A 13022-nucleotide genomic window follows, 5' to 3' on the forward strand; every position below is an offset into this window, starting at 1 on the left:
CCCCCCCCCCCCCCCCCCCCCCCCCCCCCCCCCCCCCCCCCCCCCCCCCCCCCCCCCCCCCCCCCCCCCCCCCCCCCCCCCCCCCCCCCGGGCCCTCAGTCCGGGCGCGGAGCCGGGTCGGTGGTGACCGAGCGGAGCAGGGGACGTGACAGCGCCGAGGCGCCCATGACCCCGGCGAAGCCCACGGCGACCGCGGAGAGCAGGGTGATCGCCCCGCTCACGCTGATGCCCGCGTACATGAACGGCAGCGCGCAGAACATGCCGATCAGGATGGAGCCCCCACCCATCACGGCGAGCGGGATGAGGGTCTCGGCGCGCCGCGCCCCGTCCAGCACCTCCAGCGGGGTCCCGGCCAGGCGGAGCAGGGCGTACGCCTGGCGCCGGTCGAGCACCGACGAGGCCGCGGTGATCCCCGCGCTCGCGATCGCCACCAGGAAGGAGACACCGAGCACGATCAGCGTGCCGGTACGGACGTCGCCGAGCAGTTCGTCGACCCGCCACCGGTCGTCCTCCGGCGAGGTGGCGACGTGCCCCGGCACCAGACCGGCGAGGGCCGTGCGGGCGGTGTCGGTCCGCGCGGCGTGGCCGTCGCCCGGGGGCAGGTCCACGACGAGCGTCCGCTCCCCGGGCGGGCCCGGCCGGTCCCCGGTATCGGACCCGGAGTCGGCCTTGGTCCCGGACCCGGAGTCGGCCTTGGTCCCGGACCCGGAGTCGGTCGCGGTGCCGGAGACCTGGACGCGGGCCTCGACGCCGGCCTCGGACAGCCGCTTCCTCGCCTGCCCGGCGAGAACGGTCGCCCGGTCGGCGGGGATCGTGATGCGCAGGCCGGTCGGGCCGGAGGGATCGCCCAGCAGGTCGGCCGAGGGGCTCAGCAGCCCGATGAACCCGGCGACGAAACCGGTCAGCGCCACCCCGCTGACGGTCCGCCAGGCCGACCTGGGGTCGTCGATCAGGCGGCGACCGGCCAGCAGCCGGACGGGCCCGCGGGCCGTACGGGCGGTGACCCGGCCGATGACGCCCACCACCCAGGGGCCGACGAGGTTGACGGCGAGGAAGGCCAGGGCGAGGACGACGGCGACGACCGCCACCGAGGTGCTCCGGAACGTCATCGGGACCGCGGCCAGGATCACGAGCAGGACGATCACGCGGACGAACCGCATCGCGGGCGGCGTCTCGCGCTTGGCCACCCCGAGCGGGCTGACCACCACCCGCCGCAGCCCGACCACCGCCGACAGGCCGACCAGCAGGGGTACGGCCAGCAGCACGCCCAGCACCGGAAGGACTCCGGGCCACAGGTCGCCCGCGAACCACGACCCGCCCGCCATCTGGATACGGCTCAGCAGCGGGACGGCCGCGCCGTACAGCGCCAGGCCGAGCACGGCCCCGCCGAACGCCGTGATCACCGCTTCGGCGACCGTCATCGCGGCGACCTGCCAGGGCGTGGCCCCCACCAGCCGCAACGTGGCCAGCCGCTGGTCGCGCCGGGCCACCGTCAGCCGGGCCGCCGCGCCGCCGAACACGAGCAGCGGTACGACCATCAGCACGCTCGCGATGATCGCCATGCCCTGGTAGGCCATGCTGTCCTCGCCGGTCCTGCCGGTGAGGTCGCCGATCCTCACCGGCGTCCCGGCCGCCCGGGAGTCCGGCGGGGAGCCCGACGCGGGGAGCGTCATCTCGGGGTCGGTGGGCGCGCGTCCCACCACGGCGACGAGTTCCCCCGGGTACAGCAGCCCGTCGTCGCCCAGCGTGCCCCGCACCGTGCCGGGGAAGCGCGCGGCGAGCTGCTTCGCCGGAAGTTCCCGCATCAGCTCCGCGAGCGCCGGTGACATCCATACCTCACCCGGCCTCGGCATCCGGGGCATCCCGGGCGGACGCGTCCCGTGGGCGTCGCGCAGCGGGGCGAGGTTCACGACCGTGACGGGCCGGTCCCGGACGTGGTCCTCGGTCGTGGACTGGACGGCGAAGGGCGTCCCCGAGGCCGGGACCGGGTTGCGCCACGCCTCCCGGTCGGCGCGTGCCGCGAAGGCGAGGTTGGCGGCCAGCGCGAAGAACAGCAGTGCCGACGAGACGGCCACGGCCGTGACCGTGAGCCCCGTTCCCAGGGTGGACCGGCGCCCGCCGCCGCGCAGCAGCCGCCAGCTCAGCTCCAGCAGGGTCCTCACGAGTTCCCTCCGGGCAGCACCCGGGTGCTCGTCCGGTCCCATGCCCCGCCGTGGTCCCATGCCCCACCGTGGCCCGGTCCCCCGCCGGGGGCGACGATCACCCCGTCGCGGACCTCGACGGTCCGGTCGCAGCAGCCGGCCACCTCGGGGTCGTGCGTGACCACGACCAGGGACGCGCCGTTGTGCTTGGTGGCCTGGACCAGGATGCGCATGATCTCCTGGCCGGTGGTCCGGTCGAGGGCGCCGGTGGGCTCGTCCGCGAAGATCACGGCGGGACGGGTGACGAGCGCGCGGGCGATCGCGACCCGCTGCGCCTGCCCGCCGGAGAGCTCGCCCGGCCGCCGTCCCTCCAGCCCGTCGAGCCCGAGCGGCCCGAACCAGGTCCGCGCCTCCCGTACGGCCTGCCCCCGCGCCGTCCCGCCGAGCATCAGCGGCAGCGCGACGTTCTCGTCCGCGGGCAGCTCGGACAGCAGCTGCCCGAACTGGAACACGAACCCGAAGCGGGTACGGCGCAGCGCGCTGCGCTCCCGCTCTCCCATCGCGTCGATCCGCTGTCCCAGCAGGTGCACCTCGCCGGTGTCGGGCTTCATGATGCCCGCGAGGCAGTGCAGGAGGGTCGACTTCCCCGACCCGCTCGGCCCCATGATCGCCAAGGCCTCGGCCCGGCCGATCCCGATGTCCACCCCGGCGAGGGCGACGGCCGGCCCGAACCGCTTGGTCAGGCGGTGGCCGGAAAGCACGAACTCACTCATGCCGTCGACTCTGGCCCGCGGGCCCCCTCGCCCGGATCGGCCGACCGGCCGATCGCTCCCGCGGCCCATCGGCCGAAAGTCCTGACGGTCGACACCGGTCGGCGCCGCCCGGGACAGGCCAGGGCGGGGACGGGCCGGTCAGGGCCGGTCAGCCGGTCAGGGTGGGGAGGAGGCCGTCAGGGCAGGGACGAGGGCAGCCCCAGGGCGTCGAAGTGGGCCAGACCGATGAACGAGGTGATCTCGGCGATGCGCCCCTCGCGCAGGGTCATCACGTCGATCCCCCAGGCCCGGTGCGCACCGGTCTGGTCGTCCCACAGGTAGGAGCCCACCGCGGGCTGGCCGTTGGCGCCGACCGGCAGGTGCCGCCAGTGCCCGCACGAGTTCAGCGGGACCCGTACGGCGAAGTCGGTGACGATGTCGATGCCTCGGTACCAGTGCGGCATCGGTGGCATCGACCAGGTGACGTCCTCGGTCAGGAGCGCGACCAGGGCACCGGCGTCGCCGTCCTCCAGGGCGGCGGAGTAGCCCGCGACGATCTCGCGGACCCTGGCGTCGTCGATCCGGCGGAGCGCCCGCTGCTGGGTGACGGAGGGCACCCTCTCCGCGACGATCCTGCGGGCGCGGGCCAGGGCGGAGTTCACCGACGTGACCGAGGTGTCCATCATCGTGGCGATCTCGGCGGCGGAGAAGCCGAGGACCTCGAAGAGCAGCAGCGCCGCCCGCTGGTTGCCGGGCAGGTGCTGGCACGCGGCGACGAAGGCGAGCTCGACCGCCTCGCGCTGCTCGTAGCGCGCGCCCGGACCTGCCGGGCCGTCGGCGAGCCCCACGTCGTTGTACGGGCCGAGCCAGGCGACGTCGGTCAACGGGGCGTTGTCGACCACGACGCGGTCGCTGGACGGTCCGAGGTCGATGGGCAGGGCCCGCCTGCCGCGGGTCGCGATGATGTCCAGGCAGGTGCGGGTGGCCACGGTGTAGAGCCAGGAGCGCAGCGAACCGCGCCCCTCGAAGCGGGCGAACCCCCGCCAGGCCCGGATCAGGGCGTCCTGCAGGGCGTCGTCGGCGTCATGGGACGACCCGAGCATGCGGTAGCAGTGGGCGTGCAGTTCCCGCCGCAGCGGCCGGACCAGGCGGGTGAACGCGGCGTCGTCCCCGCCGCGCGCCCGGGCCAGATCGGCGTCCACGGTGTTCCCGGTGTTCCCGGTGTTCCCGGTGCCCAGGGTGTCCTCGGCGTCCTTCGCTCCCTCGGCGCCCTTCGCGGTGCCCCACGCGGGTCCCCGGGGTCCTTCGGACTCCGCGGGCCGCTCACGTCCCGCGGGCCGGTCGGACCCCGCGGGTCCCGAGGAAAAAATTTCGCTCACATGCGACGATTCTGCCCCATGGCCGCGGTCTCCCCCGTAAGGAAACACCGCGGCACCGTTTCAGGAGATGTCATGGACAGCACGACCACCGTTACCACCGGGTCACTCAGGGTTCCCGACGCCACGCTGTACTACGAGGTACGGGGGCAGGGGCCGCTGGTGGTCCTGGTCGGCGCCCCGATGCACGCCGTGCACTTCGCGGCACTGGCCGACCTGCTCGCCACCGACCACACGGTCCTCACCACCGACCCGCGCGGCATCAACCGCAGCACGCTCGACGACCCCGAGCAGGACTCGACCGCGCGGATGCGCGCCGACGACCTCTCCCGGCTGCTGGCCCACCTCGACGCGGGCCCGGCCGCGGTCTTCGGCTCCAGCGGCGGAGCCGTCAGCGCGCTGGCGCTCGCCGTCGCCCACCCCGAGCGGGTGCACACCGTGATCGCGCACGAGGCCCCGCTGAACGAGGTGCTCGACGACCGCGAGGAGCGCCACGCCGCCGTCGAGGACATCGTCGCCACCTACGCCTCCGGTGACGTCGGGGGTGCCTGGGCCAAGTTCCTGGCGAACGCGAACATCCAGATGCCCGAGCCCGGCGAGTCCGGCGATCCCGCGGACGCGTACTCGCCCGAGGAGGCGGCCCAGGCCGACCCCCAGCAGGCTCTGGACGAGCGCTTCTGGTTCCTGCACGAGATGCGCGGGAGCACCGGCTGGAAGCCCGACATCGCCGCCCTGCGCGACGGGCCGGTCCGCATCGTGGTCGGCGTCGGTGAGGAGTCGGCCGGCCAGTTCTGCGACCTGACGTCCAGCGCGCTCGCCACGGCGCTCGGCACGAAGCCGACGCTCTTCCCCGGCGGTCACATCGCCTTCGCCGAGACCCCCGAGGTCTTCGTCCCCCGACTGCGCGAGGTCCTGCGCGGCGACTGAGCGACGGCGCACGGGCTCGCGCACAGGGGAGCCTCGCCCTCCGGCCCTCCGGCCCCCCGGTCCTCGGGCCCCTCGACCCCCTGACCCCTCGGGCACTCGGGCACTCGGGCACTCGGGCACGAGAAGGGTCCCGGCCGCTTCGTGAAGCGGCCGGGACCCTTCTCCGTACGCGCCCGCGGGTGTTCCCGGGAGGGGAGAAAGGCGTCGACCACCGGACCGTTTCCGTTCCGGGGCCTTTCTTCCGGCGCTTTCCGCACGGGCCTTTCCGGGGCCTCCACCGGACGGGCCGGGGCGCTTCCGGGTAGGGACGGGATGACGCTCCGTTGCCTTCAGAAAGCGCCGTCATGACATATCGGTATACGCGGGAGGAGGCCGGAGACCTCGTTCATCTCCTCCGTCACAAACGCATCTCCGGTACGGTTCCCGTACGGAACCTAACCGCAGGGATATTGACGGATCCGTCGCCGGAGTGGACCGTCGGAAGGCCGGGAAGGTGACGCCGTGCCCGCGGGACAGGGCCGGTCACCTCGCCGGACGCCGGGTTCGCCAAGCCTACGGAGAACCGATTCATGACGGTGTACATGCCGATCCTGAGGGGCCGGGCCGGTGATTTCCTGGCCCTGGGGAAGGTCGCCGAAGAGCTTCGCCCGTTCGTCCGGGCACTGATCGAGGTGATGCCCGCGGAACGGACCCGGGACGACGAGAACCGGACGGTATTGCAGAGCGTCGCCGTTTTCGAGGAACGCGTGGAAGAACACCTGCCCGCCGAACGCGTTTTCGCGGTGGACTGCCGGCCGGTGCTCGACAGGTACGGCCACCCGCACGCGTGCGGCGCCATGACGATGGTGTCGAACGTCATGGAGAAACTCGGCCGTCGCATCATCCCGGTCATGAGGCCGACGGACGAGGACTGCGAATTCCGGGACGCGGGACTCGCCGCGAGGCGGCACGGGCGGGGGGCCTGCCTGCGCGTGCCCTGGGCCGGGCCGCGGACCGCGGCGGAGGACGCCCGGCTGTCACGCCGGATGGACCGTCTCGCGAACCTGAGGTTCACCGACGTGGATCTCGTGATCGATCTGTGGGCGGTCGACTCCGACGCGCGGCTCAGAAGCCGTACCACCGACGCCCTCAGGGCGCTCCGGTGGGCGAGCCGGTTCCCGATGCGCTCGATCACCGTGGCCGCCGGGGCGTTCCCCAGGGATCTGGACGCCATGCCGTTCGGCGCCCCGGTGCCCGTCCCCCGGCGGGACGCCGCCCTGTACAGGACCGTCGCGGCCTCCCACCCCGGTGTGTTCTACGGGGACTACGGGGTGTCCAGCCCGCGGGCCGAGCCGCGGACCCCGCACCCCAACCTGCGGTACACGTTCGACGACTACTGGTACGTCTACCGGTGCGAGCGGGGCGACGGGGCCGGAGCCCTGGGGGGTTTCGACGACCTGTGCAAGGCGGTGGTCGCCGATCTCCGGTCGGCGCGGGGGGTGGCGTCCTCGTGGGGTGACCAGGAGATCGAACGCTTCGCCGCCGGGCAGCCGCTGCTGCCAAGAAGGCCGGGATCGTGGTACGCCTGCGGCATGTCGCATCACGTCGCCACGGTGGTCGACCGGCTGAACCGCCTCGGACGTCCCTGACCCCTGCCTGACACCGGCCTGAGCCCGGCCGGGACACCGGCCCGTACCGGAACCGGCCGTCCTAGGAGTCGCGGGCGTCGTAGGGATCACCGGTGTGACGGGGCCGGGGGACGTCACGGGCCTGGATGCCCTCCATCCACGCCACCGCGGTGGCGGCCACCTGGGTCAGCCGCTCGTACAGGTGCTTGTCGAGCTCCTCGCGGCCGGTGTGGAACCTGTCGCGGTTGAGCTCCCGGCCGACCTCGCCGATCCGCTCGACCAGGGCCGCCAGCTTCACCACCTCGACCAGGTGCGGGTTGGCGGGGTCCAGCACGTCGTCCTCGGCCTGCCGCCGCAGGCGTTCCCGCTCGACCTCGGCCAGGGCGCCCTCCAGGCGTGACCGGCGCGTGTGGCCGGCCATCGTCGCGACGATGAGCTCGGCGACCTCGCGGGGCCGTTCGGCGTCGCGGACCTCCAGGTAGAGGGCGTGCTCGTCGCCGTCGGCCCCGGTGATCGCCCAGGTGCCGTCCTCCTCGGCGTCGTCGTTGCCTTCGCCCGGGACGACCCGCCAGGTGGCGGGGTCGACGGGCCCCGGCTGCTCGCGCATGGGCATCACGATGACCTCCTGCTCGTGTTCGCGGATGGGGCGGTCGTGCGTGAGGTGGTCTCCCATCGTGCCGGTCCGGGTGATTGAAGGCACCGGAATCGCCGGATCGGTCCGGACGCGCGCCCGTACGGGCCGGGCCGGATCACCGAAAACTTTTTCGCCCTGTGCGGCACGCCGTGAGCGGCCCCCACCTGCGGGGACGGCACGGGCGCGGGGAGGGCGGTCACGCCCGCGAGGACATCGGATCGGACCGGACGCTTGACCCGAACCTTTCTCCAGGCGTAAAAGTGCGAAAAGAGTTGGATAGCGCTTTCCCACCCTTCGTCCTGGAGCGGCGGTGGATCCACCTTCGGGTGCTCCATCGCAGGTCCGGCCATGTCCGATGCCCTCCGCCAGGGGGCCGCGGGCACGACCGGGCACCGCCTGACGGACATCGCTCGCCGGGAGCCACCGGCGGTGCCTGCACGTGACCGCGGAACGCGGCCGCGGCGCCGGCGCCGATCGGCCTCCCGGCGCGAGGCCATGGTCCGGCCGGACCGCAGCAGGCCCGGCCGGAGCCGACATAACCGGAGGTTCCACAGTGCGAAGAAGGAAAGAGCCCCGCACCGGCTCGCTGCTCGTCGCGATCATGATGACCGTCATGGCCGCGGTGCTCGGCGCGCTGGCGCTGCCCGCGCTGCCCAGCGCGTTCGCCGCGACGTTGTTCGTCGACGACTTCGAGGACGGTGACTCCTCGGGCTGGTCGAAGTCCGGGGGGAGCTGGTCGGTGACCACCGACGGTTCCCGGGTGTACCGCCAGTCCGGCACCGGCGCGGACGCCAGGGCGATCGCCGGGGCCGGATGGTCGAACCAGGCGGTGCAGGCGCGGGTGAGGCCGATCGCGTTCAACGGCAGCGGGCGGTACGCCGCGGTGCTGGCCAGGGCGCAGAGCACCGGCAACTACTACTATCTCGGGTTGAGCAACGCGGGTTCGGTCGTCCTGGGCAAGCGGGCCGGGGGCGGCACGACGATCCTGGACTCGGCTCCGGCGACGGTGACCGCGGGCACGTGGTACACCCTCCGGCTGGAGGCGTTCGGCTCGACGCTGCGCGGCTTCGTGAACAACGTGGAGGTCGTCTCGGCGACGGACTCCACCTTCGCCTCCGGCAAGGCGGGCCTGGCGGGTCACTACACGAGCGCCTCGTTCGACGACGTGCAGGTCACCGACGTCGCCGGGCCGGTCGACCCGACGCCCACCGCCACGGTCACCCCGACCGTCACCCCGACGATCACGCCGCCCCCGGGCTCGTGCGAGACCTCGGGCTCGCCCATCGGGTTCGCCTCGGTGAACGCCTGGGGCCAGAACGGCACCACGGGAGGCGCGGGCGGACCGACCGTCGAGGTCGACACGGCGAGTGAGCTGATCTCCGCCATCGGCCAGAGCGGTCCGCTGAACGTCTGCGTACGCGGGATGATCACGGTTCCGGCCGGGATGCACAACGTCGCCTCGGACAAGACGATCGTGGGCATCGGCGCCGACGCCGGCATCAGCGGCGGCGGGCTCAACGTCGGTCTCCCCCTCGACAGCTCGGTCACCTCGCCGCCCGCGAACGCGGTGAACAACGTCATCATCCGCAACCTGTCGTTCCGGAACGCGAGCGACGACTCGATCAACGTGCAGATGTTCTCCCACCACGTCTGGATCGACCACAACGACCTGGCCGACGGGTACGACGGGCTGCTCGACATCAAGCGCGGCTCGTCCTACATCACCGTGTCGTGGAACCACGCGCACGACCACAGCAAGAACATGCTGCTCGGCCACGACGACAGCAACGGCGCGCAGGACGTCGGCCGGCTGAAGGTGACCTACCACCACAACTGGTTCGACGCGACCCCGCAGCGCAACCCGCGGGTGCGCTTCGGCGAGCCGGTGCACATCTTCAACAACTACTACTACTACAACACCGACGTCGGGGTCGCCTGCCAGGCGAACGCCGGCTGCCTGGTCGAGGGCAACTACTTCGAGCGGGTCGAGTACCCGGTGTCGAACAGCTACGCCGGCCCCTCCGGCCGGTGCGTCGCGCGCAACAACGTGCTCGTCGACTCGGGAGCCCCCGAGTGCAGCGGCAGCGTGCAGGAGGCCAGCTCCTACTACGGCTACACGCTGGAGAACCCGAACTCGGTGAAGGCGAGCGTCACCGCCGGAGCCGGGGTCGGGAAGATCGGCGGCTGACCCTCCGCATCGGGGTCCCGGCGGGCGGCCCGTTCCGGCGCCCGCCGGGAGCCCCGGGAGACCATGGGAACGGGATCATCGGCGCGGTCGGCCGGTGGTCCCGTCACCCCGGGCACGGACCGCACGCCGCGGCGCGTCAGGTCCGGTCGCCGCCACCGCCGCGCAGGTAGCCGACGACCATCTCCCCGACCATCCGGCGCTGCCGGGCCCGGTGCTCGGGCGCGGTCATGTCGCGGCCGAACAGGGCGCCGAAGGTGTGCTGGTTGGCCACGCGGAAGAAACAGAAGGCGCTGATCATCATGTGCACGTCGGTGGCGTCGGCCCCGGTGACGAAGTCCCCCCTGGCCGTACCGGCGTCGAGGATGCGCCCGATGATGTCGAGCACCGGCGTGCCGAGGTTGGCCAGCGCCTCGGACTTGCGGATGTGCTCGCCCTGGTGGATGTTCTCGATGGAGACGAGCTTGATGAAGTCACGGTGCGCGTCGTGGTGGTCGAAGGTGAGCTCGGCCAGGGTGCGGATCGCCTCGATCGGGGCCAGGTGCTCCACGTCGACCGTGCGCTCCACCTCGCGGACCTCGGCGTAGGCCTTCTCCAGGACCGTGATGTAGAGCCGTTCCTTGCTGCCGAAGTAGTAGTAGATCATGCGCTTGGTGGTACGCGTCAGGGCCGCGATCTCGTCGACCCTCGCCCCCGCGTACCCGTGCTGCGCGAACTCCCGCTGGGCGACCTCGAGGATCTCCGCCTTGGTGCGGTCGGCGTCGCGCCGGCGTTCCCCGGTGGCGGGTTGCGAGGTCATCCGCCCATCTTAGTGACCGTCCGCGTGCTGTACGGCGAGGCGGATGGGGGCGTTGACGGCGCCGTATCCCCGGTAACCGCCGATCCGCTGGACGATCTCGAAGAAGACGCGTCCCAGGGTGACGGTGTAGAGGTGCAGGAACTCGCCGTCCGCGTCGCGGTCGTAGAGCACCCCCAGCTCCCTCAGGCAGGGGTCCACGTCGTGGCGGGCCTCCAGGTCGTCGTAGTAGTTGCCGGGGATCGGCAGCAGCAGCTCCGGATGCTCGGCGCGCAGCCTGCGGGCGGTGGCGAGCAGGTCGTCGCAGGCCAGCGCGATGTGCTGCCAGGGGACGTCCCCGGCGCCGACCCGGGCGAGGTTGAGCACCAGCCGCAGCACCCGGCCGTCGGACCCGCCCGCCGCACCGGGCGCGGTCGACATCGCCATGCTGCGGAGCAGGCCGTAGGGGTCGGGCAGCTCCAGGCTCTCCTGCGGGCGCAGGCCGAGCACGCTGCGGTAGAACAGCGCCGCCTCGTCGAAGTGGTGCCAGGGCTGGGTGAGCGCCACGTGGTCGATGTGGGTGATCGGCCCGGCGACCGTCCCGCCCGGGGCGAAGTCACCGCGCCACTCCGTACCGCAGAAGAAGATCTCGGTGCCGTCCGGGGCGGCGATCGCGTCCAGCGGCGCCTCCTCGGGGGCGCGCTCGCGCGGCAGCACCGGCGAGAGCAGCGACCCGGCGTGCTCGACCGCGCGGGCCGGGTCGGGGCTGTCCAGCCCGAGGCTGATCAGGGCGGGATCGTCACCGGTGGCGTTGAGCAGGAGCCGGGCGTCGCCCTGCTGCCACAGCTGCACCGGCTTGCTGGGGTGCGCGCCGGTGGGGGCGAAGCCGAGCGCGGTGAGCACGCCGCGCAGGGCATCGGTGTCGGCGATCTCGGCGAAGGCGTAACCGGTGGGCACGGCGGGGTGGGCGGTACGGCCGAGGGCCTGTCGCAGGGCGATGAGCGAGCGCATGCCGTCCCGGGCGGTCCGGGCGGCGTCGGCCTGCCGGAAGTGGTCGTTGAACACCTCCAGCGAGAGCGGGCCGGTGTACCCGGCGTTCAGCACGTTGCCGACCAGCCCGGTGAGGTCGAAGCCGCCCTGGCCGGGAAAGCAGCGGTAGTGGCGGCTCCACTGGAGCACGTCCATCGCCAGCAGCGGCGCGTCCGCGAGCTGGAGGAAGAAGATCTTCTCGCCGGGGATCGCCTCGATGCCGATCGGGTCGGAGCCGCGCGACAGGATGTGGAAGCTGTCCAGGCAGGTGCCCAGGTTCGGGTGGTCGGCCATGCGCACGATCCGCCAGGCGTGCAGGTAGTCGTCGACGTGCCGTCCCCAGGCCAGCGCCTCGTAGGCGATGCGGACGCCGTGCTCGGCGGCCAGCTCGGCCAGTGACCTCAGCTGCGCGGCGGCGAGCTCGTCGTCGTCGATCGCGGCGGGGGAGACGTTGGAGCAGACCAGCAGCGTGTCCGCGCCGAGCCGCTCCATGACCTGGAACTTGTGCGCGGCCCTGCGCAGGTCCGGGACGGGCATCGCCTCGAAGTCGCGGAACGGCTGGTAGAGGTCGATCGAGAGTCCCAGGTCGGCGGCGCGCAGCCGTACCTCCTCGGGGGAGAGCGGGCAGGCCAGCAGGTCGTTCTCGAAGATCTCGACCCCGTCGAACCCGGCGGCGGCGATCGCGGCCAGCTTCTCCGGCAGCGTGCCGCTCACCGACACGGTGGCGATGGACGTGCGCATGGCTCCCCCTCAGGTGGCGATCAGTTCGGTCAGGTGGGTGAGCATCCGTCCCGTGTCGGGGGTGCGCCCGGTGAACAGGTGGAAGGCGTGCGCCGCCTGGAAGACGACCATGCCGGAGCCGTCGAGCGTCCTGCAGCCCAGCGCCCGTGCCCGCCGCAGCAGCTCGGTCTCCAGCGGCCGGTAGACGATGTCGGCCACCCACAGGTCCGGGCGGAGCAGCGACGCGGGCAGCGGCAGCCCGGGGTGGCCCGCCATCCCGGTGGGGGTGGAGTGCGCCAGGCCGTCCGCGACGGCGAGCAGCCGGGGCAGGTCGTCCGCACGCGCCGCGTCCGCCCGCCCGTCCCCGAAGCGGCCGGCCAGCTCGGCGGCCAGCGCCGTCGCCCGCGCGGGGTCGGCGTCGACCAGGGTCACCCGGCCCGCGCCCATGGTGAGCAGCGCGTGCGCGACCGCGGCGCCCGCGCCCCCGGCGCCGAGCTGGACGATCCGCTCGATCGGCGCGTCCGGCAGGCCGCGGGTGAAGGACTCCCTGAAGCCGGTCCAGTCGGTGTTGTGGCCGATCGCGCGCTCCTTCTCGAAGACCACGGTGTTGACCGCGCCCAGCGTCCGGGCGTCCGCCGACAGCCCGTCCAGGTGGGGGATGACGGCCTGCTTGCACGGGTGCGTGATGTTGAGGCCGTCGTAGCCGAAGCGGCGGGCCGTGCGGACCAGCTCTCCGACGTCGGTGCCGAGGACGTCGGTGTCGAGCAGCCGGTAGACGTAGCGCAGCCCGTGGTGGGCGGCCTCCCGCTCGTGCAGCGGCGGGCTGAACGACGGGCCGATGCCGGAGCCGATCAGCCCGGTCAGGAAAGAGGTCAT

General features: G+C 73.0%; 10 protein-coding genes. 3 read left to right on the forward strand and 7 right to left on the reverse strand.

Annotated elements, in window-relative coordinates; genetic code table 11:
- Nucleotides 1-95: 95 nt before the first annotated feature.
- The 3 genes from ACZ6RT_RS26005 to ACZ6RT_RS26015 form a co-directional block, all read right to left on the reverse strand.
- On the reverse strand, nucleotides 96-2162 hold the full coding sequence (locus tag ACZ6RT_RS26005) for an FtsX-like permease family protein (protein WP_470156712.1): 2067 nt from the start codon (nucleotides 2160-2162) through the stop codon (nucleotides 96-98).
- On the reverse strand, nucleotides 2159-2914 hold the full coding sequence (locus ACZ6RT_RS26010; RefSeq protein ID WP_399190116.1) for an ABC transporter ATP-binding protein: 756 nt from the start codon (nucleotides 2912-2914) through the stop codon (nucleotides 2159-2161). The genes ACZ6RT_RS26005 and ACZ6RT_RS26010 overlap by 4 nt, the downstream gene beginning before the upstream one ends.
- 176 nt (nucleotides 2915-3090) lie before the next feature.
- Nucleotides 3091-4272, reverse strand: a complete 1182-nt coding sequence (locus ACZ6RT_RS26015; protein WP_470156714.1) for a sigma-70 family RNA polymerase sigma factor — start codon at nucleotides 4270-4272, stop codon at nucleotides 3091-3093.
- A 72-nt stretch (nucleotides 4273-4344) separates the two neighbouring features.
- Between ACZ6RT_RS26015 and ACZ6RT_RS26020 the strand changes: the two genes are divergently transcribed.
- Nucleotides 4345-5196: an alpha/beta fold hydrolase gene (locus tag ACZ6RT_RS26020; RefSeq protein WP_470156716.1), complete on the forward strand. Its 852-nt coding sequence runs from the start codon at nucleotides 4345-4347 to the stop codon at nucleotides 5194-5196.
- 569 nt (nucleotides 5197-5765) lie between these two features.
- Nucleotides 5766-6824 (forward strand): beta family protein, encoded by a 1059-nt coding sequence (locus ACZ6RT_RS26025; RefSeq protein WP_399190122.1) that lies wholly within the window; start codon nucleotides 5766-5768, stop codon nucleotides 6822-6824.
- Between the two features lie 61 nt (nucleotides 6825-6885).
- On the opposite strand, the gene ACZ6RT_RS26030 is transcribed toward ACZ6RT_RS26025, so the two are convergent.
- Entirely contained in the window at nucleotides 6886-7476 is a 591-nt protein-coding gene (locus ACZ6RT_RS26030) for a hypothetical protein (RefSeq protein ID WP_470156718.1), read from the reverse strand.
- A gap of 514 nt (nucleotides 7477-7990) precedes the next feature.
- Here ACZ6RT_RS26030 and ACZ6RT_RS26035 point away from each other — a divergent pair.
- On the forward strand, nucleotides 7991-9625 hold the full coding sequence (locus ACZ6RT_RS26035; protein WP_470156720.1) for a pectate lyase family protein: 1635 nt from the start codon (nucleotides 7991-7993) through the stop codon (nucleotides 9623-9625).
- Between the two features lie 136 nt (nucleotides 9626-9761).
- Here the strand turns inward: ACZ6RT_RS26035 and ACZ6RT_RS26040 are convergent, their stop codons facing one another.
- The 3 genes from ACZ6RT_RS26040 to ACZ6RT_RS26050 are packed head-to-tail and all read right to left on the reverse strand — an operon-like array spanning nucleotide 9762 to nucleotide 13022.
- Nucleotides 9762-10421, reverse strand: a complete 660-nt coding sequence (locus tag ACZ6RT_RS26040) for a TetR/AcrR family transcriptional regulator (protein ID WP_399190128.1) — start codon at nucleotides 10419-10421, stop codon at nucleotides 9762-9764.
- Nucleotides 10422-10430: 9 nt separating this feature from the next.
- Complete coding sequence (locus ACZ6RT_RS26045; RefSeq protein ID WP_470156722.1) at nucleotides 10431-12167, reverse strand: bifunctional sugar phosphate isomerase/epimerase/4-hydroxyphenylpyruvate dioxygenase family protein; 1737 nt, start codon at nucleotides 12165-12167, stop codon at nucleotides 10431-10433.
- Nucleotides 12168-12176: 9 nt separating this feature from the next.
- Complete coding sequence (locus ACZ6RT_RS26050) at nucleotides 12177-13022, reverse strand: shikimate dehydrogenase (RefSeq protein WP_470156724.1); 846 nt, start codon at nucleotides 13020-13022, stop codon at nucleotides 12177-12179.

This window comes from Streptosporangium sp. NPDC050148 (assembly GCF_055586505.1).